At 32.5% G+C, this 23,565-nt stretch carries 16 protein-coding genes and 1 pseudogene; 6 read left to right on the top strand and 11 right to left on the bottom strand.

Annotation, left to right across the window (positions count from 1 at the left end; translation table 11 throughout):
• Position 1: 1 nt before the first annotated feature.
• The 3 genes from AAJG31_RS18120 to AAJG31_RS18110 all read right to left on the bottom strand — a co-directional run bounded on the left by AAJG31_RS18120 (position 2) and on the right by AAJG31_RS18110 (position 2,569).
• Positions 2-1,258: a hydroxymethylglutaryl-CoA reductase, degradative gene (locus tag AAJG31_RS18120; protein ID WP_279495990.1), complete on the bottom strand. Its 1,257-nt coding sequence runs from the start codon at positions 1,256-1,258 to the stop codon at positions 2-4.
• 137 nt (positions 1,259-1,395) lie between these two features.
• Positions 1,396-1,944: an XRE family transcriptional regulator gene (locus AAJG31_RS18115; RefSeq protein ID WP_257961981.1), complete on the bottom strand. Its 549-nt coding sequence runs from the start codon at positions 1,942-1,944 to the stop codon at positions 1,396-1,398.
• Positions 1,945-2,191: 247 nt separating this feature from the next.
• Positions 2,192-2,569 (bottom strand): DUF3221 domain-containing protein, encoded by a 378-nt coding sequence (locus AAJG31_RS18110; protein ID WP_004228160.1) that lies wholly within the window; start codon positions 2,567-2,569, stop codon positions 2,192-2,194.
• Positions 2,570-2,978: 409 nt separating this feature from the next.
• Between AAJG31_RS18110 and AAJG31_RS18105 the strand changes: the two are divergent.
• Positions 2,979-3,390 (top strand): annotated as a pseudogene (locus AAJG31_RS18105) (IS3 family transposase); the annotation flags it as partial.
• A gap of 537 nt (positions 3,391-3,927) precedes the next feature.
• Here the strand turns inward: AAJG31_RS18105 and AAJG31_RS18100 are convergent.
• Together AAJG31_RS18100 and AAJG31_RS18095 are read right to left on the bottom strand one after the other, a co-directional pair.
• On the bottom strand, positions 3,928-4,077 hold the full coding sequence (locus AAJG31_RS18100; protein WP_004228154.1) for a hypothetical protein: 150 nt from the start codon (positions 4,075-4,077) through the stop codon (positions 3,928-3,930).
• A gap of 557 nt (positions 4,078-4,634) precedes the next feature.
• On the bottom strand, positions 4,635-5,066 hold the full coding sequence (locus tag AAJG31_RS18095) for a hypothetical protein (protein WP_279495992.1): 432 nt from the start codon (positions 5,064-5,066) through the stop codon (positions 4,635-4,637).
• 300 nt (positions 5,067-5,366) lie between these two features.
• On the opposite strand from AAJG31_RS18095, the gene AAJG31_RS18090 reads away from it, so the two are divergent.
• Together AAJG31_RS18090 and AAJG31_RS18085 are read left to right on the top strand one after the other, a co-directional pair.
• Positions 5,367-6,545, top strand: a complete 1,179-nt coding sequence (locus AAJG31_RS18090) for a DNA cytosine methyltransferase (protein WP_279495994.1) — start codon at positions 5,367-5,369, stop codon at positions 6,543-6,545.
• Between the two features lie 236 nt (positions 6,546-6,781).
• The gene (locus AAJG31_RS18085; RefSeq protein WP_279495996.1) at positions 6,782-8,125 is read left to right on the top strand and encodes a restriction endonuclease PLD domain-containing protein; all 1,344 of its coding nucleotides are present in this window, start codon (positions 6,782-6,784) and stop codon (positions 8,123-8,125) included.
• 346 nt (positions 8,126-8,471) lie between these two features.
• On the opposite strand, the gene dcm is transcribed toward AAJG31_RS18085, so the two are convergent.
• From dcm to AAJG31_RS18055, 6 genes are read right to left on the bottom strand one after another with little or no spacing between them, the layout of a single operon-like run.
• Positions 8,472-9,764: a DNA (cytosine-5-)-methyltransferase gene (gene dcm, locus AAJG31_RS18080; RefSeq protein ID WP_279495998.1), complete on the bottom strand. Its 1,293-nt coding sequence runs from the start codon at positions 9,762-9,764 to the stop codon at positions 8,472-8,474.
• Between the two features lie 32 nt (positions 9,765-9,796).
• On the bottom strand, positions 9,797-10,864 hold the full coding sequence (locus tag AAJG31_RS18075; protein WP_279496000.1) for a phospholipase D family protein: 1,068 nt from the start codon (positions 10,862-10,864) through the stop codon (positions 9,797-9,799).
• 5 nt (positions 10,865-10,869) lie between these two features.
• A complete protein-coding gene (locus AAJG31_RS18070; RefSeq protein ID WP_279496002.1) occupies positions 10,870-11,562 on the bottom strand; it encodes a hypothetical protein in 693 nt (230 codons plus the stop codon).
• A 1-nt stretch (position 11,563) separates the two neighbouring features.
• Positions 11,564-12,511 (bottom strand): hypothetical protein, encoded by a 948-nt coding sequence (locus tag AAJG31_RS18065; protein ID WP_279496004.1) that lies wholly within the window; start codon positions 12,509-12,511, stop codon positions 11,564-11,566.
• 18 nt (positions 12,512-12,529) lie between these two features.
• Entirely contained in the window at positions 12,530-14,542 is a 2,013-nt protein-coding gene (locus AAJG31_RS18060) for a hypothetical protein (protein ID WP_279496006.1), read from the bottom strand.
• Positions 14,532-17,315, bottom strand: a complete 2,784-nt coding sequence (locus AAJG31_RS18055; RefSeq protein WP_279496008.1) for a Z1 domain-containing protein — start codon at positions 17,313-17,315, stop codon at positions 14,532-14,534. The genes AAJG31_RS18060 and AAJG31_RS18055 overlap by 11 nt, the downstream gene beginning before the upstream one ends.
• Positions 17,316-17,707: 392 nt before the next feature.
• Between AAJG31_RS18055 and AAJG31_RS18050 the strand changes: the two genes are divergently transcribed.
• The 3 genes from AAJG31_RS18050 to AAJG31_RS18040 are packed head-to-tail and all read left to right on the top strand — an operon-like array spanning position 17,708 to position 23,563.
• A complete protein-coding gene (locus AAJG31_RS18050; RefSeq protein WP_279496010.1) occupies positions 17,708-20,713 on the top strand; it encodes a UvrD-helicase domain-containing protein in 3,006 nt (1,001 codons plus the stop codon).
• Positions 20,714-20,715: 2 nt separating this feature from the next.
• Positions 20,716-23,367, top strand: a complete 2,652-nt coding sequence (locus AAJG31_RS18045; protein WP_279496012.1) for a hypothetical protein — start codon at positions 20,716-20,718, stop codon at positions 23,365-23,367.
• Complete coding sequence (locus AAJG31_RS18040; protein ID WP_279496014.1) at positions 23,360-23,563, top strand: hypothetical protein; 204 nt, start codon at positions 23,360-23,362, stop codon at positions 23,561-23,563. The genes AAJG31_RS18045 and AAJG31_RS18040 overlap by 8 nt, the downstream gene beginning before the upstream one ends.
• Positions 23,564-23,565: the final 2 nt, after the last annotated feature.

The following is a 23,565-nucleotide window of genomic DNA, read 5'->3' as shown; positions in this document are numbered from 1 at the left end:
ATTATTCACCTCGCAGAGAGTTTGTAATCTCTAAAACACGATCATAACGGAAATCCTTCTCTTCTACCGCCTGCTGCACAACTCGATCAATAATATCGCCTGTTGCCCCAGCCATTACAGCCAAGTTTTTCGCATGCAGACGCATATGACCAGATTGAATACCCTCTGCTGAAAGTGCGCGTAAGCTTGCTAGATTTTCTACTAATCCTACTGCGGCAATGGAGCTGGCTAGCTCCTCTGCTGTTTGCACATCCATAATTTTTAGCGCTGCTTTTGCAACAGGATGAGTCTTCGTAGCCCCTCCCACAATACCAACAGCTAATGGCAATTCCAACGTACCAACAAGATTGCCTGCTTTATTCAGCTCCCACGTTGTTAAAGAACGATATCTACCAGAACGAGCAGCATAGGCATGAGCACCAGCCTCAACAGCACGTGTATCATTACCCGATGCTAATACTGCAGCAGTAATACCATTCATAACCCCTTTATTATGTGTGGCAGCCCGATACGGGTCAGCATCTGCAAATTCGTAAGCACTTACAATATTTTTCGCAATCTCTATCCCCCCGAGCATTTCTGTCGAGAATTCACCACGCGCACGAACAATACGCTTATCTGCTAAATTTGAAATAATCCGTAGCACAACTCGTCCATTTGTAATACGTTCGATTAATGGTGACACAGATTCCGCCATCGTATTGACTGCGTTTGCCCCCATTGCATCCTTCGTATCTACGATTAAATGAACGACAACCATTGTTTCTTTTGCTGTGTCGATTAAGTGCACTTCTATATCCTTCACTCCACCGCCTAACTTGACTAACGTTGGATCCTTTTCATTACAATGCTCGATGATCTCATTTTTATGTTCAAAAATTTTCGCCCTCGCTGCATGAGGGTCCTCAATATTTAATACCTGAATCTGTCCGCGCATAACTGTTCCCGAGCTGGAAGTAAAAATACCCCCTAACTCATATGCTGCACGGGCAGCATTACTAGCCGCAGCAATTACTGACGGCTCTTCAGTAGCCATCGGAATAAATACCTCTTTGCCATTCACCTTAAAGTTGGCCGCTACCCCTAGAGGCACTGAAATATGTCCAATAACATTTTCAACCATTGCATCAGCAAGCTCTAATGAAATTCCACTTTTTAAAGCTTCAACTTCCTCTTTGGTTAAATTTGATTTTTCAGCGATTAACTTAATTCGCTCTTCTACTGAAAGTAAATAAAATCCCTTAATACGTGAAGTCATCCCCATACCCCCAAAATTAAAAAAGTGTAATATAATTCAACTTAGTTGAATAACATTACACCAATTGTAAATTGTCTGAATAGTATTGTAAACAAGAAATTTGTATTTTCGATAATATTTACGTTTTAAAGAAAGATTTAATCCTCAACATAAATCGTTAATACCTTTGAGTTTTCTACAGAATTATTAATAAAGATATGCTCCTTTTTCCCAGAAAAATACGCAGAGTCCCCCTCTTCTAAATGGTAAAATTTATGATCGTATTTCAAGACGATACTACCAGAGATGACATAAATAAATTCATCATTATCGTGTGTATAAGGAGCTAAATTTTCCGCCCCATTATGTACAGTAACAATAGAAGGATTGATATTGCTCATATAGCTCTTATTCGCTAACAGCTCATATTGATAGCCAAGTTCATTCGTCTCAACAGTCTCATTGCGTTCTTTTTTCGAAACAATCGAAATGCCATCAAATTGATCCTGAATAACAAACCAAGCCATGGGCACATCAAATATTTCCGCAATCTTAGACAATGTCACCAGACTCGGTGTCGCTTTGCCATTTTCTATTTTTGAAATATGACTTTTCGTTAAATTAATCTGCGAAGCTAAATCATCCTGAGACATTTTATTTTTCTTCCGCATCTGCTTTATTTTTACTCCAACTTCTAGTAAGTTCATCTATTCCAGTCCCCTCGATCATTTCGGTTTTTACAATAACTATACTATATTTTTAAATGATGGATAGAAAAATACAGGAGTATATTACTCCATCATTATCGTCTGTTCAATTAAATACAAAAGGGTGTGCTGAAAGTTTCTCGATTTTAAAATAAATTTGAGAAGCAATAATCAGCTTAAATAGAGGAAATAAACGGGAGTTTTATTTATAAATATTAAATTACATTTAGTAAAAACGAAATGTTGGTCACAGTTTTTCTATACGAATAACTTTGATTTTTGCTGGATTTGACTCCAAAATTTCAGAATACCAAATCCTCACTTCATCTCCACTTTTAATTCCTTTCATAGAAAGTTTTGATTCATTAATTAAAATTGAAACTGATTCAAATTTATTTGAGAACAGGAGATTTTCGCTAGAGAAACTCTCTATATCTGATTGTTGAACGTCCTTTCCTTGAATAAAATAGACTATTCCTTCATGCATTACTATATAACCAATTTCACTTTCGGTATTTTCTTTACTAGCAAATAGTTGGCTAACATTACCTAAGAACCATAAAGCAACAAGAAAAAGTAACAATAAGACTGTGTTGATAATAGGTTTGGGGATTCTATTCTTCATTTAAACCACCACCTTATACATTTAATAATTTTCATAATGAATATAATTTAGCGTTTTTAAATGTACATAATATATCAAAATACTGTACTCACCTCTTTATACAAAACGATACTTTAAATATTTTGAAGTTTTCAAAATGTAATTGGATAGAATTAAGCAAATAAAAAAGCTCTTGTATTGAACTGCTCTCCAATTATTGGACACAACTAACAATGGGAGGTACAGTTTTTTTACGGTCAAATATACTGCCGAAGATAAATTACAGGCTTTTGAGCGCTACTTAAGTGAAATAGAACGGAAAGCTCCTATGATATAGCTAAATCTATGGTGACTGATAATAAAGCAATCCTAAAAAGGATTAAGCAATATGAAATACAATGGAGTTGGGCTTTTAATCAGCCGTATACAAATTACAAATAGAGTTTACTCTAGACCAACCTATTCACGTGTTTCAAGCATGTTGGACAAAGCTACTAGAACGTTTACCTGAGTACCACCAGTTACTCATGTATACCGTTCAAGACTGGCATTATTAAATGAATAAATATCGTCGCGCCTTAGAATCAAGAGGGGTTGCTCAAAGTATGTCTCGTAAAAGAAATTGTTACGACAACTCTGTCATGGTGAATTTCCTTGACATTATGAAATCCGAATTCCTTTACATGAGGGAATTTGAAAGTATAGAGCATTTTAAAATAGATTTAGAACAATATATAAACTACTATAATATGAAACGGATCAAGGCAAAATTAAAAACGAGTCCGGTGCAATACCGAACTCATATACCCAAACAGCCTAATGAAATAACGAAGCTAACATAAATGAATTAACTATTTAATTCATTTATGTGTAACCTACTTAATTGCGCTCTGATTTTAGGAATGCTACAAATAAAGATAATTTTTTATTAGAAAAACCTTAGTTACCTCTAAAGACATTAGTCTCTATTATTGAAAGCAGATGCAAATAAAAAAAAATACTAAGAGACTGAGACATTCAGATGTAAAAACAATTATAAAAATAATACCCAAAATAGAGCCTTTGAAGAGTTTGATATGCATATATTCACATGAATTCTTTCACATTTAACCAAAAACGATGGATATCAGTTTAAAGAGATAGACGGGTGGTTATCTCGATCTCGCTTTATGACTACTCCCACTCAATCGTCGTTGGGGCTAAGATGTAGTTTTAAGATTATTATCAAAACAGAAAAATGCATTCAAATCATGTAATTTTTTGTCCTCAATTGTAGATGGTGACTCCCATTTATATGTCTTTGTCGTCTCAATGTCTTTATTATCAATTTGAAAAGAAAAACATAGGGAAATTTTAGTCTTCCTATGTTTTCATTCAAATTATTGATCTGTTTGTTCTTGCTTCTTTTTCAAATACTCCGCACGTATTTTCTCAAGTTGCTGCTTTTTATCAAATTTGGCCGGCTTGTTTTTTTCATGATACTTTGCAACAGCCACCTTACCTTTAGTATCCAATTGATATTTCCCCACTTTGGTTCACCTACTTTTCCTGCCTTTAAAGAAATCTATTCAACAAGTATAGTATACCTTATTTTGCTGATGTAAACCTTTTTCCTATATTGGTGTATTGCTTAATCTTAAATTCAGTAAAAGCTTAGTAAATCATTCATTGCCAAATGTATTGTCTGTATCCACCCATTTTTATATTATGATACCTTTATCATTATTTACCGCTACAATATTACTCAGCTTTATGTATGGAGACGGCGGGTCTTCAAACGGAAAGTTTGAAAAGTGCTGAAATACCAATGTTTTCAATAGTTTTGCGGCATTTCATAAAATGTCTGACCCAAATTTTGACCCAAAATAAAAAATTTGCTTACGGAGATATAGAAAGTAAATATTTTCTTTCGTTTTTTACATTCGATAATTTTGCCATACAACGTTTGACACTTTATATTTAGAACACAATGAAATAAATGCAAAAACATAACTTGATGTGGGAAAGCTTTTGATTTGATTTATCGATACTTCTTATTTCCTTATCGAAATTTATTATCTTCTATAGTAGTTTCATTTGGATTAAACTAATCTTTAATTAGCCAGTAATTCTTATAAAAATGGCTCATAAACTCTATTCGAATGTATCCAAGTTCGTCAATCTCATAGTCTTCCCCTACTATATATCCCCACTCAATCGTTAGTTTTTTCATTAAGAGCTTATATAATTTAAATAGTAACTCTTCGTACTTTTGCAATCCACAAACATGAATTTTACCATTTAAATCGCTTATTGAGTTACTCTCTTGGACCCAATACACATCAAATAACGCTTCTACTTCTTCAAATGGTAACAAATTATAAAAATGAAAATTGTGTAATCTACCTTCTGGTTGTAATTTCTTTTTTAAGTCTGGGTTAAATATCTTAATATTATAGCGATAATAACCACTATGATTGTTACTCTTCTTATCAAACTCTGATTTGCCGTAACGATTTTCGTAAAAGTTCCATGACATCTTAATTACTTCCTCTCTAAAACTATTTCAACCATTATAAATCACAACTTCTACCATTCGAACCATAAAATATGATTATTTTTTTATATAATTACAACAACATTCCGATACTTATTTGTACAATCATATTCCATCTACACTTAGAGTTACTATAGAGATCTCGTATCAAACGTTTTTAAATTTATTTAATCGTATAAGCAGCATTTCCCTCAAAAAAGTAGTAAAATAGATACTAGCATATACATATGCAAGAACTTGTGTTCTTAAACACTAGTTCTTAAACGTAGGAGATGAAAAAAATTGATTTTTAAAAAAGGCGAATTATTTAACGGCCCAGGTGGCCTTAGTTTAGCAGCTAAGAACACAGTCGTTATCCATCCAGAAACACAAGAAGAATTCCGTATTGAACACACCTGGTCAAATGACTATGATCAAAATGCTTGCCGAACATTTGCACTCAATATCTGTGGTAATGAAAACGATCCTAGTGTTATTTGTGGACCAGTAGAAAAGTTAAATATAAGTGAGTTACCAGAAATTCAGTGCTTTGCATTTGGTTTTCCCTGCAATGACTACAGTCTAGTAGGTGAAAAAAAGGGACTAGGAGGTTCATTCGGACCTCTTTATAGCTACGGTGTAAAAGTTTTAAATACCCATAAACCAAAATTCTTTATTGCTGAAAATGTCGGAGGATTACAAAGTGCCAATGAAGGTCGTGCCTTTATTAAGATTTTGAAAGAATTAGAAGCACCAGGTGATGTGGAATACGTAGTAACACCACACTTATATAAATTTGAAGAATACGGCGTCCCACAAGCCAGACACCGTATAATTATTGTAGGCATTCGTAAAGATCTTGCTGATAAAGGAATTGAATTTAAAGTTCCTGCACCAACAACACCAAACTCAGCTGATTATAAAACATGTAAAGAAGCGATAGAACATCCACCAATCCCTGAAAATGCACCAAACCATGATATGCCACGCCATACAGCGAGGGTTCAAGAAATGTTAAGCTATATTCCAGCAGGGGAAAATGCTTGGTATATTGGTATACCTGAAGAATTACAATTAAATGTTAAAGGTGCTCGTTTAAGCTCAATCTATAAACGTCTCGATCCAACACGTCCAGCTTATACCGTAACAGGTAGTGGAGGAGGTGGTACACATATGTATCACTGGGAACAAACACGTGCTTTAACAAACCGCGAACGCGCACGCTTACAAACATTCCCGGATGATTTCATTTTTACAGGAAGCAAAGAAGCTGCACGCAAGCAAATTGGTATGGCTGTTCCACCTGCAGGTGCTCAAATTATTTTTGAAGCGATTTTAAAATCATTTGCAAAAATCCCTTATGAATTTGTGGAACCAACAAAAAAATTTCAATTTGAATATCTTCAAAAAGAGAAAGCCAAAAAGGTGGCAAAAAATGAGATTAATGCCGACAATCAACAACTATCTTTTAACAATATCTAGTATATAATGGAATCATTCACCAAGGTATCTATACACAAACGCAAATTTAACTCAGTGAAAACCAATTTTATTGTGAAACTCAGGTTTTAATATTGAAATACTTTCTAATTGAACCTAAGTTTAACTTAACAAATTGAAAAAATATATTTCATACTCAAGGAAATACTATTAAAAAATTACTTTTTTTGAATTTTATTCATTTTTCACGTAAAGTTAGATTTGGAGGTGGCGTTCTCATGCTTATAACTCATAATTTTGAACAATATATTGTAAGGGATATATATAATTCCGGATATAGAAACCTAAAAATTTTATCTAGTAATGTTAGTCCTATTCTTGTTACAAAAATGTTAGATGAATTCTATGATTTAAACTTAAAAATCTATGTCGGAATGGTCTCTCAAGATGGTATTTCTGAATTTACACATCTAGCATTCCAACACTTAGTAAAAAGATATGTTAATCGTCTAGAAGTATACTACCAAATTACTAAACCAGGTCAGCATAGCAATGTTTACTATTGGGAAAGTCCACTTAATTTAGGATTAGATCAAAAAAAAGTATTTGTAGGTTCTGCGACTTTTACATTGAACGGATTCTGCCATAGAAATGAAATATTAGTAGAACACGATGGGGATGTAGAACAGATATTTGATAATTTAAATATTATAGATTGCACAAGTGCAAATATTTCTGAGGAAATAATAATTCACCACAACAAAGAAAGTGAATTAATTGTTTTATATGAAGATGAACAATTGGATATTTTTTCTTTAACTAAAGAAGGAGAGTTAGAGAGCAATTACGAATCCATAAATATTCCCCTAACAATTAGGGGAGGTGAGACACCGCCTAAATCAGGAATCAATTGGGGACACAATGGTCGAAATGGTTTGAGACAACCTACACGTACTGGGAACGAAGCATATCTCCCAATCTCTAAACAAGTACATCGCGAACGTCCCCATTTTCTTCCTCAAAGACGTGAAAAAATGCTTGTTTTAACAGACGATGGTGAAATGTTTGTTTGTAAAGTCGCACAAGAAGAAAGAAAAGCTATAGAAACATGCGATAACAATAGTATTTTGGGCGCTTATATTAGGCAAAGAATTGGTGTAGCCTCAGGCACCTTTATAGAAACTAGGGATTTAATAAGATACGGTAGAGATTCAGTACAATTAACAAAAATTCATGAAGGTCTGTACTTACTTAACTTTGCTACAAATTTAACTTTAGCTAACTGCGAAGACCATCTTTGGGATATCGAAGATAGGGGTACTGATATCCTACAAGAAAATGAAAATATGCAAATACTAATAGAAACAGTATTTGTAAGAGTTCCTGATCTTAATATTGATGTGTATGGTGGATTAATATGTTCTTGGAATGAAAATTCGAAGGAATACTTAATAGATTCAGACTTAATTATTATCAAGACTTTGGGTACAGATGATATAGTCTACGATGAAGGAGGTAGTTCACTAATTGTTGCAGTCTCTAACTATTGCTATTCAGTTGGTAGAGAATCAAATATGAATTATCTAGAATCCTTAGGTTGTGAAATAATCATTGAAAATTAATTTAACTATCAATTAAAACAATTCCTTATTAAAAAACGGTTATATCTATTTTAAATTTAATAGATATAACCGCTTTTTTATATACTAAGTTATTTTATTAAATAAATCATTTGGCACTTGGCACTTTCTTTTTTAATCCTTACCAATACTACTTGATTTTAGAACGAGTAGCAATTATATTTATTATTTTCTATAAACTCCTAGTTCATTTAGATGGACGGAGATATAATACGACGGTAACCAGATAAAAATAATTTTGGACATACTTAAATGTATTTCGGAAAATGTCAAAGACTTTATAAAATTTAAATAATAATTGGTCCGTTCTACTGCTCTATTCTTACATTTAAACAGCAACGATAACTCGCTTTTCTACTAAATTTTCTTGCCCTTTTACAGTCAAAATTTTTTCGTTAATTTCATTAATTTGGTTAAATATACTTTCTAAAACTTGTACAACTATACTATTGCCTGCTAATTGGATTAATTTTGTTTGTGACAATATTTTACGATCTTGGCCAATTTGTATGTTGTTTTCCATTAATAATTCGTATTGTTCCTCTTTAAAACCCATTAATAAGAAACATTCTCGTGGAGTAAGGTTCCTATATTTTTTATTTATACTTGTAAGTTCTTGATTTCTAAATTCAATAATACCTGAATTAGGATGACGATCTTGTTTCGTTGTAATAGTACGCGCATGCTCTTTATTATGAGCAATATTATCTGTTGCTAAAATCACATTATTTTCATAGATTTTTTTACGTGACTCCGTAAAAGCTGGTGTACTCTCAATTGCTTCCATATAATAAAGTTTTTTAGAATAATCTAATCGTAAAAACCTTTCAATAGGAGCTATCTGTTCTTTATCTAAATAAATATTCTCTAAATTATTTAAAAGAAAATAATTATTTATTTCATTTGCTTGTTCTGAGTTTTCGGCAAGTACGCTAACTAGATATGTTCTAATTCTAGATTGTGGAATTCCGAAATTTCTCGCATCTAGTGTATAAATTTTATTAATGTAGCCCAGATTCTCTAAAAAGTTTTGCCATTCATTGAAGTTTTTAATATGCTTGCTAGAAAGAATGTTACTTACGTTCTCCATAAGTAAAAACTTTGGTAATGCTTTCCCAATTTCTACAAACTCTTTTAAAATTCTTTCAATCTCCCAAAGCAGCGTAGAGCGATTATTGGCGTCTCTATCTATGCCTGAATGATTGTTATGCCAATATCCACTTACCGATAGATCTTGACAGGGAAATGAGTAAGTTAATACATCTGTATCAGGTAATTCAATTGCTTTAACACTTTTTATATCAACTAAATTGTTATTTCTTTCAATTGAGGATAGAATAGCCTTAAGTTGCACTAAAGATAATTTAGTTAATGCTCTGTAACTTAATGGTACTTTACCATCGCTTGATAAGGTATAATTGTCTAATATATTAACTAAAGATTCTTTAGTATGATGTCTATACTCTTTCAAGTATTGAGGACCATTATGCATTATATCGTATGCATACATTGCTCCTATCTCCCACTCTACTGTAGCGACTACTCTGTGTTCTATATTAATATTTTTAAGAGCTTGTACTTGGCTTCCAATGCCGCTAAATGTTTCTATTATCCTTAACATTGAATTCCCTCCGATCTCTTAAAATTTTTTAACTAGTAGTCCTTATTAAAGCTCATTTTATATTCATTATGATTTATTCTTGTAAAATACATTGTTGCATACCCATTAGAAACTAAATCATCATAACTAATTGGCCTTTTTTCTACTAAACCAATGCGCTCTCGAATATAATCATATAAATTAAAATTCAAAACTTCTAATTCCCCATTAAATTTACCAGTTAATTTTGCATTAAATAATTTATTATCATCGGTATAGATACTAAATTTTTCATCGCAAGGAAATACTTTAGCAAACAGTAATTTAGGAGTTTGCACTAGTACTGGGTTTCTTCCATCCACCCAAGCATTAATACCTTTATTTGCCCATCTTGGATTGTTATTCCGGTGCAATATCACAGTCACTTCAAATGAAAGGTAATATTCATAATCTATTCTACCTCGTAATAAACTCCAACTTTTAATAGATTTTCTTTTACCTACATTTCCTTTTATTTTGCTTGAAATTGTAGTTGCATTTTGCTGAAGCACATTTTCGTTTTCCAATTCATTAGAAACTTCACACTCATCTACTTCAACTAGACTTGCTGCAGAATCTATTTTACCATTAACAAGACTTAGATCATTTGTATCTTCGTCATAAAATTTAATAAAATCGTTTATGCTTTTATCGTTACATATTAATGAATCATTTACTTGGTCTATAAATAATGATTCTGGAAGGAAATCAATTTCCGTCAATACTTCTTTATGATTAAAAAATCCATTTTCTGAAAAATTGGCAGATCCTATAAAAATCTTATTACTTGTTTTTGTACTAAATTCAAGGATTTTCATATGATTTGGCTTACCCTTTATTTGATAGAAAACATTAATATTCTCATATCTTTTTATTAAAGATTGGAATTCTAAATGATTATTTTTAGATACACCATGTAATGTCATTCCTAAGAATAGTTCAATTTTTAAATGTGGAAAATCATTTATCACACGCGATAGAAAACTAGCAGAAGCATAACCGCTGATTATTCGCAAATGAGTGTAATTATTAGCTATTTTTCCAAAGATATTTTCATAAAGATTCACAAAATATGTATCCATTGAAATCAATCCCTATTTTGAACAGTTTCAAACAAGTCTGAAACATACCCCTGTAATCCACCCTCAACTAATTCTGGAGAAATGGTTAAAAGACGTGCGGTATTTAATTTAAGAACTCTTCGGAATAGATCGCGTGACTTATCCTCAAAAGTAGAATATTGCAACATTAACTCTCGATACATTTCTACATAGTAACCTATTCCTGGTCGTTCAACTAACTGCAATATCGTATCGGTAGAATTATTCTTTAAGATCTCATAGGTATCTTTTTTATTTCCTCTCCAAGATAAATGAATGTACCACCAAATCGTTTTTAACCAAATTCTTCTAGATATTTTATAAAAATGATCTGCATTTAAGGACCAACGAGAATGTACTATATCTGGTATCACATAAATGGAAAGGTAACGCCAAACATCGTCATTAGTAGCTACTCGGTTTGCAAAACCTATATCCTCGTTTAAAATTTGATACACTTCTAAGCCAAATAATAAATCAAACGGGTAGTCTAATTTATTTACTTTGTCCAAATTGTACGCTTCAAATATATTGTCCCGAGCTTTAATTAACTTTTGGCGAAGTTCGATAAATTCATTTCTTGGGTTTATTGGCTCTATAGAAGTGGATTTAACTTTAAGTTTTTCGAAATCTTTACTTGCTTTATTTATATCACAATTTAAGTTTTCCCAATTAATCATATTACTCCCCACCTAGCATTTCCTGATCAAGCTTCGTTCTCAGTGAATTCATTATCGTAAATAGTGAAGTCGTATCAACTTCAAAGGTAGTTACCCAGTACTTTACAACAGCCAATATACTATTCGAAGTAAACTCATCCACTATATCTAAAGTGTTCTCTTCTATAATTAATACTTGTTGGATTAGCATTGACATTGCTTGAACCATAATATCACCCATTAAAGCTCTACTTGCTTTTGTTTTCCCACCTTTTATTTGTTCAAAAAGTGGGTGGGCAATATTTAAGCTTAAATAGACATTCGAACTATCAAATATATCTTCAGAAGCGTCTACCCAATTTTTTTCAAGAATCCACAGAGGTCCATTCTTATCATTAAACTCAGTGATAGGGAATGATGACCCTTCTCCATCCACAACAATGGTTAGACTATATAAATCTTCTTCACTTAATCTCATCCCAATTTGATTAGCATGGTAAGGTCTAGTCTCTAGGTTATCTTGTAGATACAAAAAGAAATCCATTTCTATATTTCCACGAAGACTATCTTTTGGAAAGTAATGTTCAAAATGAACAATTATTTTCTTTTGAGTGTTTATAATGGTACCAAAATTAATTTTCTTTTGATTACTAGAAGTTTTAGAATGAATATGGACAGCTATTCCTATTTTATTATCGATTGATGTTACTCCTTCATCCCCAAATAAGATTGAAGGATTGTAAAAAGTAAATTTTTGCTTAACTATTAAATCATTTTCGTTTGGGGACCATTCTGTATCAAATTCATTTATTGTTAAAACGTTCTCAAACTCTTCACCGACCTCTATTTCTTTTAATCCTTCAGCAGTACTGTAAAAATATTGAGGTATACCTATTTCTAATCCTGCTTCTTCAATCATTTTTGAATCTATTTTTCGATATAACGATATTTGATTAGTAGATTGTAACATTCTCATATAACTCCTTCCCTAGAACGTACGGATAGCAATATTTGGTATATATTGATTAGAATGCATATTTAAAGTCATTGTACCTTCAATTACACTATCGGCTTCTGAATCTGAAATAATTTCAAATACACTCGATTGATTACTATCTAAGTTAAATATAAAATCTTCATTTTGATAATATCTATATGACTGATTTATATTTTCATCATCGATTCTTTGAATATTAACCTCAGAAATCCAAAATGGGTAAGGAATAGTATTATCCATAACTTTATTCCATGCACTTGAATCCATACGCTGATCTTGAGTTAGAACTTGTACTAATATAATATTTTTTGTTTTTCTTTTTATAAATGCTTTAAATACTACCTCTACTTTTGTTCCATTTAGAGGGATAGAACTAATAACAGAAATATCAGAACCTCTAGATTTAGTGCCAGCTTTTCTATCTGTTTCTTTCTTTTCTTTTTCTCGAGAAGATGTTTTACCAAAGTTTTTTGGTGGTAATAGCATTGCCCCAAATTTACGAGATAGACTTGATGTAGCTGATGAATTTTCTGTATCTTTATCGCCTTGATAAGTATTTGTAATACTTATATTTGTACGCTCTCTTATACGCTTTACAACTGTAATATCTACAGCATCTTCCCAGTTTGCATGGTCAGAGTTTTCAATTGATCTTAAATAAGATTCCAAAGTTGTATAGCCGGCTTCTTGAAAGCTATCTGTTAATAAAGCCTTAGAGTTTGGCACAAAGAAGCCAAGTAAAATATGGTCTTCTTTTAAAGCGATATTTCCATTTGCCCATAATCCATTAATACTATATTCAACAACCATTCCTGGCTTTCGGCTATAGGCGATAACTTTTGGCATATTATTTTCGAATAAACTTCTATCCTTCACACCTAAATAAGCCAATCCAGATGGTTTATTATCAGGAGGCGTCATTTTTAGTTCAATGTTGCTTACTTCACGAAAAGCCACATACCCTACTTCTTCTTTAGAATCTTTCAATGCATTACGTCCTAGGTTTATCGCTAGTACTTGAATATTTGGTTTTACAGGCTTTCCTAATAAAGCCGAGGTGTATAACTCTTGATAAATTTTAAAAATAGGTTCGAACTCAATAGCTGGATGTATAACATTATTATTAACTGTACATTCCAAAAAAGAATTTTCGAGTGTTTCACGATATTGTTCATTCCATATCCTCGGGAAGTACCATCGCTGAATTGCCATAGTAATAGCATCTTCATAATTGTTCTCCCATGGGAACTTTAAAACATCTTCTTCTATCATTTCTTTATTAAATTCATTTAAATATGGAATAATAATAGTTGTACCAGTCTCCGTACCTGAGTAACTTTTAATACCGAATATTGAAAGTATATCTGCGATTTCACCTTGGTTTGTAATCGGATAAATTCGATCACTATTTAATGCGAATTCACCCCACCAAGCAATACCACGCTCATTATTAGATAGTAATCGGTCTTTTTTAGATGGATCTTCAATAATTGACGCAATTAATCGTTCTTCATATCCATCACCTTCTTGTATGCGAGTGTAATAAAGAACGACTCCAACACCTAATCTAAAATAGCTAGTTTTACCGTAACCCCAACTCCCTCCAGCTCCATCTTTGCTTTGATTTTTACCGATACCAAATACTAGTTTATGAAAATTACTTTTATCTAGAATTTTAATGTCTTCAGATGTATAATCGCCTATCAAACCATATGTTTTTTTATCACTTATAGCAAGGAAATCTTGATACCCAGGGAATCTTTCAATTAAAATTTTGTCCACATCTTCGAATATTGGTGCCAACTTTTCCGATTCAAATTTATCAATTTTAAAATCTACATAGGTACTATGTTCGCCTTCAATTGAGGCGTCTAAGCTATTTTGAATTGATTCTCGTACTACAATATCAATTAAAGGTAAGTAGTTGTTTTGTAATGATTTTAGGATTTTCCCTCCATCATGTGACATACTCTGTACGTCGTTTATTGCATGTTTAATCCTCATAATCATCTAACTCCTCATAATAGTTCTCATCATTAATTTCTTTTAAATTTAATTTTGCAGATATATAAGTAGCTAATTGACTTCCTTTAGATACTCCTGGAATCATTACATTTATACCAATAACATCTTTAGAGAAGTTTAGCGGCTCTCGGTTCGCGCTAACTTTCTTATTTTTATTGTTACTTGCCTTATCAATTTGGCCCTTATCAATTCTATAAATGGTGATTAGAGGTACTTTTCCGTAGCCATATTTCTCACGTATTGAACGAATCTCCAAAATTTTAGATGTATTTCTTTCTTCCGAAGTTAACTCTTCATCAATATCAGCTAATAAATCAGATGGTGTACGTAAAGCACCTATATTAGCTATCTTTTCTGTACTACGTTTTTCTAATTTTGTTCGGACTATCGACTTAGGGCTGTATCCATGTATATTCCAGTCACTACACATCCCTTGTGTATCTTCAACTTTCCCTATGCTAGATAAAGTAATATTCCAATTAGATAGTTCTCCGGAATTTTTCTCAGCCCATTCAATTAAAGCTGGTAAATTTGACATTTTCACATCATTTTCGCACACATAATAGCCTTCTAAGAAAAACTTTATATCTTCAACCGGTATATTTCTCCATATCATATTGCTATTCTTGATTTTTGGTGATTTTAAACCATTCAGGAATTTTTTCGTATGTTCCAAATTATGTCCTAATACATCTTCATTGTTTTCAAAATACACAGTTTGTGAATTAAAACCAGCAAAATCATACTCGCTTGGTTCAGCTGACTGCATTTTATTACTTGAGGTTATTCTGATTAATTTATGATTTATAGAATTCTTGACTCTTGGTGCATAAGTTGTCGGAGTGAGGCCGTTCTGGGCATATAATGCAATTTCCTCTCGCAATTCTTCATTCATTTGTGACAAAAATTGATAACGTTCTAAAGCCTCGCTATCCAGCCAAATACGAGGGAAAATTTCATATCCCTTTCTATATCCAAACCATCGCGCCATCTGCATTAATGTATCTGCTTGATTTGTTGTCCGTAAGAAATACGTTGTAGTTAATCCTTCTAAAGTTAGGCCACGCGAAAGTGTATTCCCACCTATAACGATAAATGCAGGGGCTGGATTCAGGGCTTTAACTTTAGGATAAACAAGCCTCACAATTTGGTTTTCAGCCTTAGCTTTACTGTTATCAATAACTAAATGGAACCCTTTATGATATTTCGGTTGTCCTTCTTCACCTATTGGTATATGACTAATAAATTCATCCATATCTAAACGAATCATTCTTTCAATATAACGTGATACTTCTTCCCATTCAGGGTAATCTGGTACTTCTTCTTTAGTAGAATATTCTTTCATTCCTTCTAAGAAATACGAACGTTTAAAATCCAAAGACTCATTCTCATACATTACTTTTAATTGAGGCATTATTTTTTTGTAATTTATTTTGAAATCACGTAAGTATTCTTCAATTTTTTGCGCGATACTTCTATGGTCCGATATTCTAAAACTAGTATGTATTAACATAGAAATTGGCTTACGATAATCAATAGCTCTCATGGCTGCAACTGTTAACATAAACCAATGCAGAGAGTCAACCAGACTGTTTACTAAAGGAACATCTTGATTTACTTTTTGTGCTCCACGAATATTTTCCGCATCTGCTGAAGTAATATCCCTTACAATGTCTATATAAGGACTCATTTCTGGCTCTTCTGTACCAAAAATTTGCTTTGGGCCAATATAATCTTCTGAAGGCTCTAACAAAACAATAAAGTCTTTAGGGTATAACGTATCCTCGCCCGTTTCATTCAATATGTTTGCATATGGTGTAGCTGTATAAGCTATATAATTCATACCTTTCACCTTGTCTGAATTTACTAGCTTTAGGATTAATTTATTAATTTCTGTTCTATCTTCTTCTTCTATCTTTTTTGTATTAACACTTGCTTGATCGGCCTCATCATCAATAACTAAGATTTTTAATTGTTTTGTTTTATTCACATCATCATACAGCCATTTTATTAATGAGTTTAAACGCGTACTATTTTTTAAACAAACAGTAAAATATCTATCCTTTGCACTTGTGTCCAAATTAAAATTACTAATATTATGTTCTGGTAACTTTGATCGTAAAGAAGGATTATCTACTTGATGCCAATGCAAATGACCATTTCCAGCTGTATTCATATCCCCATATAAACGATTAGCTGTCTGTTGACGTAAATTTTCAATAACACCAGATAAAATAATGAAATAATTAAAGCCATTATCGGCTGCCATTGCCATCAATCCCGCCATATTTGCCGTTTTTCCTGACTGAACATTACCTACAACTAACCCTTTAATTGGACCTGACTCTACAGTATCCATTGATAGATTTTTCAATATTTCAAATGAAGATTTTTCAATATTTTTAATCGAATCCTCCGACCAATCTTGTTTAATTAAAACGTTTTTATAAAGTTGCCACGCTGAATATTTATCAACTGGTATTTTAGCATCGTTAAATGTATCTTTACCTAATTTAACTACCTTGTGTTTTTTCTCTCGATTTTCAAAGTAATCAATTATTTGGTTCCAAATATTTATATTTAATTCTTCATTACTCAAATTACTAAACATTCTAAGTGCTTCTAAAGCTCTATCTTCGGAAAGGTCCGCCAAGCTTTCAAAATTTCTAACTTTATTCCAATCAGCTAGATTATTAAATTGATTTTCTATTATTTGAAAAAGTTGCGAATACTTTATCTTGTTAAATGTCATTTAATCCCCACCATTTAGTTATATTTTCCTAATATATATTAACTTATTTAAACAATTTTTTATATATAAGATTTTAAACAAATTTTGAGACCATACCTTGATATCTTTTATAACCATATAATCTAAAAAGTAACCATAAAATAGTCGTTCCATTAATAGTTTTATAATAGTTTGTCTCAATATCTGTTAATGTTAGAGGAACATTCGTTTATATACCAACGTCTCCGGATTCAATCTTCTAAAAAGGGGTTTCATTGATCTCACGATTATACTACAGAAGAAGTAAATAATTAGGAAGTAGTTACCACTAAACTACCACTATAGTATATAATAATATTATAAGTTAAGTTTTTTATAATTTACTTAAATTTTTACAGATTGATGGTGATACGTTGTTTTACTCAGTTAAACCAAACGGGGCTGGTTACGAAGAAGAAGTACTTTTATTATCATTATTAAACGATGCATTTAAAAAAGATAATGCCTTTGCTTTTCAACAACTACCAATAAATACTCTTAATGAAGCGTATAGATATGAATCTGATATTATGTTTTTTCATCAGCAATTAGGTATGTTTATTTTTGAAGTGAAATCCTATAAAATCGATCAAATAAAAGGTATATTGGGGACAGAATGGAGATGCGAAGGAAGTCAAGGTCTTTTTACAGTTAGTCCACAAAAACAGGCAGAAAATCAAATGTTCCATATACGAAATATATTAAATCAGCGTTGCATGTTACACAACCTTTTCAATACACATGCTTTTGTTGTACTACCTAACATTAGTTATGAGGAATGGGATGCACGTAATGATTTACAGAAGGAGTATATTAAGCGCCCTCTTTTAAAAGACGACCTCCTAAATGCGAACATATTGTATGAAACAATCCAAACCTTCGCAAACCGTCTAAAGCTTAAGCCTTTAGATGACATAAAATGGAAGGATATTCTAGATTACTTTATGATTTCACCAGAACGGAAAATTAGCGGAACATCAACACAGGCCTTTTTTTCAGAATTGCACTTACTAAATACATTGCCTAATGACTATGCAGATATGCTTCAAACAAAGCTTTCACAAGGTCTAAAGCTATATGTCTTAACTCAGCAACCATTTAATTCTGAATTTAAAAAAGCCTTTTATCCATTTATAGAAAACTTTCAACTTTTAATTTACGAACAGCCAACTAGCATCTTTTCTGAAAAGAACGAATTTATCTTAGATGGTGATATTTCAAACGATCGCTTGAAATCGCTTGAAGCGGCCTTCCCAAATTTTAATTCAGGACAATATGCCATTATTCATGCTCCTCGAGACGGTAACTTAATGGTATCCGCTGGTGCAGGAACTGGAAAAACACATGTAATGGTTGATCGGGTTTTATTTCTTCTATTAAAGGAGCAAGTACCTCTAGATGATATTACCATGATTACCTTTACAAATGACTCAACAAACGAAATGAAGCAACGTTTAGAAAATCGCTTATTAACTCTTTTTAAATTAACAAATAAGTCTTTGTTTTTAAATTTCGCAGAGGATATTTCAAGTATGGAAATTAGTACAATTCACTCCTTTGCCAAACGCATACTACAAGCATTGGCTCATGAACTTGGCTACGGTACAGAGCTATCGTTACGTTCTTTTAAGTATGAAAAGCAGAAAATTATCTTTGAAATTTTAGATGATTATTTTTTATCTAACACCATTTCTGAATTTTTAGATACAAAGATTCGCTACTATGATTTTGTTACGATTTTGCTTGATATATGGGAAGGTATGGAGAAAAAGGGGTTATCCATGAATGAAATTGATGAGCTGGATTTTGGAAAAGCAAATCATCCATTATTACACAACTTGATTCTTGAAGTGTTTAGTAAATGTGAGCTTGCACTGGAAAAAGAAAAACAAGCTCAACAAGCGATTACAATGAGCGATTTAATTCGTAAACTAAAAAACTTTACTGGAAACGATAAAGCTTTAAGGCAGCTAGCTCCTGGCAAATACTTATTTATTGACGAGTTCCAAGATAGTGATGATGTGCAGATTGAGTTCATTGCAAAACTACAAGAAATATTAAACTATAAAATTTTCGTTGTTGGAGATATAAAACAAGCAATATACCGTTTTAGGGGCGCAGATTATCGAGCGTTTAAGGAATTAACAGAACGTTCAAAAAAACCTTTCCTACCGTACACATTACATCATAATTATCGTACAGCAGAAACCCTGCTTAAACGGATGCATGAACTTTTTTCTAATTGGGGTCAATCATATAATCAAGATTTAACCTACTCTGAAGAAGATTGCCTAACTAGTAATATTCCATCGTATACAAAAGAGTGGCATATAAAGGAGTATAGTTATCACGAAATGGATACAGTTAATAGATCACTTTTACAAGAACATGTACTACAGCTAAAAGGTGAAGAAAAGCTTGCCATTTTAGTACGTACAAATAATCAAGCACGAAAAATGAAAATTTTGTGTGATGCTCTTTCCATATCCACAATACAAAATTTAGACGGACAATTTTACTTATGTGACGCTGTAAAACATTTCCGTACATTATTAGTTGCATTACAGTATCCTGATCAACCCATGTATGTATTCGAAGCCTTACAAACACCATACTTTGGCTATAAACTGAACGATAAAAACTTTATTGCAACCCAAGGGAATAAAAATCGTTTAAAGCAGTTTTTAAATGAACATGTAGGTACTACTTTTTCAAAATATGCAGTGTTAGTACGAGATTATTCGCCACTAACTATAATTCAAATGATAATGAATGAACAAAACTTCTACAGCCGTATTGAAGATTATTATAAACAGCAACTCACGGTACAAAAACAGGAACAAGAAAAACAATTAGCCTTACTAGTACAACGCTATAAAGTAAACATGCAACATTTATTAACAATTATAGAACAACATTTTGCAACAAATGCTACTACAATTCCAATGATTAGTAATTGGTTAGATATTCAAATGAAGACAAATCGCACTGAAAATGAACCCACTATTCAATCTCATACAGCTCAGGTTGTTATTTCAACAGTTCACCGTTCAAAAGGGTTAGAATATCATACTGTATTTTTACCTATTACAAATAATCCTTACAATGCAATCAAACCAAAGTTTTTTATTGAAGATGGGATTGCCCTAAAAGAAGGAAAAAACAGACGCTTTGGTTGGCGTATCGAAAACTTCTCTAATAATTATTTCGACTTATTAAATGTTGAAGAAAATAATGAAGCAAGAAAAGAAGAAACTCGCCTCCTTTATGTAGCCTTAACACGAGCTAAGCAAAAGGTAATTATTACGCTTCCATCTAAAAACATAAATAATAGTTGGTCTGAATTATTAAAAGAAGCTGGCATTTTAGGAGGTGTATGAAGATGCCTACATTTACTCGCACATATATGAATCCGCATGATTGGGATAATCACCCTCTAAGAAATCAGTTAGAAAATGGTATTCATATTTGCGCTTCATCCAATATGCGTACAGGTATTAGTATGGCTTATCAAAACTATACTAATCTGTGCTCCATTAACGCCTTGATGAAAGAGTTATACCCTATGTGGAATTCGAGTGAGTTTCAGCTTGAGCAATATTTAGAGCTTTCAAAATGGTTGCAGGAAAATAAACAACTTTTTCCTTCAAATAAACTTTTTGATGCATTCCGCACAAATACAAAGGGACTTGTAATGCTCATGCGTAAGCTAGCTGAATCAGGGGTGAAACCAAAAGATTTAAAAGATACCTATACCGATATGAATTTACGTGGTCAAAGCGTATCTGAAAAAGAATTGATGTTTTTAAAAATTTGGACTGCCGTTGATAATGGCTCAGCTGGAAGCTACAGCTATGCGTCCTACCGTCATCAATTAATAAATAAAAAGTTAACTATTGAAGATTTAAATAAAGCACTAGAGTCTCTAAAAGCTAAAGATAAACATGTTCCTTTACCTGCAGAACCGGTAATTTTTTTACATGGCTTTTACTTCATTACACCTGAGCAGCAGTTTTTCCTAGAGCAACTCAAGGAATCTTTTACAGTTATTATGTTTTTATACTATGAACCGAAATATGAACGTACATTTAGCTTCATGCGTTCATTTATACAACCAAAATACGGATGGGAGGCAATTCCTTATAAAAATGATTCAGCTGCCATGACTGACCATATCTCAGACCTATTTTTAAGAGTTTATGAAGATGGGAACGGAACTTTTAAAAAGGGGACACAAGAAGTATTAAGTTATTCAAACTTTTTTGAGTTTATACAGGATGTTATATATCCAAATTATCCAACCGAAAAAAATTCTATACTCAAGGAGTTTAATATTTTCACACCAAATGCAAACGAAATGAACGAGCTTCTATTAAATCATTATCCTGAATTTGATCAAAAAAATCGGAACTTTTTATCATATCCAGTTGGACGTTTCTTCTCTATCATCCATGAAATTTATCAGGATGGACAATATCGCCTGACATATGATCAATTACATGAGCTATTCGCTTCTGGTTGGCTCTATAACAGAGAAACTAGACAAAACGCTCGTAACTACACGCATGATTTAAAAGATATTGAGGCTTATGTAGAACAAGCCAATACTATTGATCAATTAATTACGTTGTGTGAAAATTTAAGGAATCAAATTTTATTTATCCATAAACGGTTCCCCCTACCTGCAGATGCTTCTCGTATGCAAAAAAGTACACGTAGTCCTTTTACAAAAAACAGTCACTTCTCGATGGAAATGGACCGTTTAAATCATATCATTAAGTTTTTAGTTGAGATCAAAGATATTTGTAATGAGTTATTTGAAAGTGGGCAATCAGGAACAAAAATTAACCTTCATTTTAAGAAGTTAGAACACTTAATGAATAGACGTATAGGCCATGTACAACAAGACTTTAATAAGGTAGAACAAAAACTTGTCGAAGATTTACGTACTCGTCTATCTTATATCCGATCAGATACGGACCTTCTTTATAACGATTTACACGAAGCTGTTTCACTATATTTAAGTGGCAAATTCGATTCAAAAAAAGAAAAACTAATTCGACCTTTTATGGAAATTGACGGTGAAGCATTCAAACAAAAGAATCTGGATTATGATTACAAAGTTTATGTAAGTGGCTTAGACGAACTTTCTCTTCCATTGGTAGCAGAAACTATACATTGGCCACTACAAAGGGACACTTGGATAGCTTTAGGTGATCGTGTACCACGTATTGCCTATGATTATATGAGAACTGACGCGAAGAAATATATTTCAAGATATTTATTTTATATCATGTTGCGATTTATTTCTAAGGACCGACTACACTTATCTTGGATACGCCATTTTATCAGTCAAGATGAAAGAAAGAGTGCTTTATATATACGTCAGTTAGAACTACCCACTATTAATTATACCCCACCAATTCAGGAAAAGATGTATGTACAAAATCGACTGTTAACAGAAATGGTATATTCGCAAGACGAGCTTGAAAGCGGTTATAAAACCTTACTTTACAACGATTTCTTTGCCGAGTACGTGCAATGCCCAAAACGTTTTTACTACAGCTATTTAATGCAAGAGTATCCAGTGTTCCGTAGCGAATATACGCAAATTTTTTTATTTACTGAGTTGGTTAAAATTAGTGCTAAGGCTGCAAATTATGACTCTAAACAACTTTATAGAAATCTCGATCCTTTCTTTCCTCAGTGGATTACAGTAAAGAAAAGACTAGAAGCTGAGAATGCATTAAACTATGCTTACAAACGGACATTACAACAAAATCAGGTCGATGAAAATGTTTATGTATCTGAAATACGTAAAAACTTCCAATTTCCCGGCCTAAAAAATGGACGGCGAGAGGCTCTCTTTGAACAGGCAGTAATGCAACGCCATTCAATCGAGGAAAAATTAATGACTGAACAACAAGTGTCCTTAGATGCTACTCCTGGCTATCATTGCCGTTTCTGTCCACATAACGACCTTTGTCCTTCTGTTACTCATGGCATTGATTTAAAGGAGGACACTGATGACTAATGAACAATTTTGGATCTTTCTAGCAACTGGCTGGTCTACATTACAGGAGCAAGCAAAAAGTTCTAAATTTGATTCTGTTCTGTTAGAGAAAGTAATTCAAGCGCAAGTTTCAAATGCAAAAGCAATACGTAATAATTATTATGTTAATGATGGTTTTTTAGCATATGCAGATGATGATGAAAATGATATATATTAAGG

This window comes from Lysinibacillus sp. BS3, from assembly GCF_039614735.1.
In the GTDB taxonomy this organism is placed as follows: Bacteria; Bacillota; Bacilli; order Bacillales_A; family Planococcaceae; genus Lysinibacillus; species Lysinibacillus capsici.
The sequence above is the reverse complement of the archived record's forward strand: the minus strand, read 5'-3'. Positions and strand labels throughout refer to the sequence as shown.

Excerpts from the sequence above, each read along its gene's own strand:
- AAJG31_RS18055 (WP_279496008.1), bottom strand. The coding sequence starts at position 17,315 with ATGACATTTAACAAGATAAAGTATTCGCAACTTTTTCAAATAATAGAA.
- AAJG31_RS18115 (WP_257961981.1), bottom strand. The coding sequence starts at position 1,944 with ATGAACTTACTAGAAGTTGGAGTAAAAATAAAGCAGATGCGGAAGAAA.
- AAJG31_RS18060 (WP_279496006.1), bottom strand. The coding sequence starts at position 14,542 with ATGAGGATTAAACATGCAATAAACGACGTACAGAGTATGTCACATGAT.
- AAJG31_RS18070 (WP_279496002.1), bottom strand. The coding sequence starts at position 11,562 with ATGATTAATTGGGAAAACTTAAATTGTGATATAAATAAAGCAAGTAAA.
- AAJG31_RS18085 (WP_279495996.1), top strand. The coding sequence starts at position 6,782 with ATGCTTATAACTCATAATTTTGAACAATATATTGTAAGGGATATATAT.
- AAJG31_RS18120 (WP_279495990.1), bottom strand. The coding sequence starts at position 1,258 with ATGACTTCACGTATTAAGGGATTTTATTTACTTTCAGTAGAAGAGCGA.
- AAJG31_RS18110 (WP_004228160.1), bottom strand. The coding sequence starts at position 2,569 with ATGAAGAATAGAATCCCCAAACCTATTATCAACACAGTCTTATTGTTA.
- AAJG31_RS18045 (WP_279496012.1), top strand. The coding sequence starts at position 20,716 with ATGCCTACATTTACTCGCACATATATGAATCCGCATGATTGGGATAAT.
- AAJG31_RS18065 (WP_279496004.1), bottom strand. The coding sequence starts at position 12,511 with ATGTTACAATCTACTAATCAAATATCGTTATATCGAAAAATAGATTCA.
- AAJG31_RS18075 (WP_279496000.1), bottom strand. The coding sequence starts at position 10,864 with ATGGATACATATTTTGTGAATCTTTATGAAAATATCTTTGGAAAAATA.
- dcm (WP_279495998.1), bottom strand. The coding sequence starts at position 9,764 with ATGTTAAGGATAATAGAAACATTTAGCGGCATTGGAAGCCAAGTACAA.
- AAJG31_RS18095 (WP_279495992.1), bottom strand. The coding sequence starts at position 5,066 with ATGTCATGGAACTTTTACGAAAATCGTTACGGCAAATCAGAGTTTGAT.
- AAJG31_RS18040 (WP_279496014.1), top strand. The coding sequence starts at position 23,360 with ATGACTAATGAACAATTTTGGATCTTTCTAGCAACTGGCTGGTCTACA.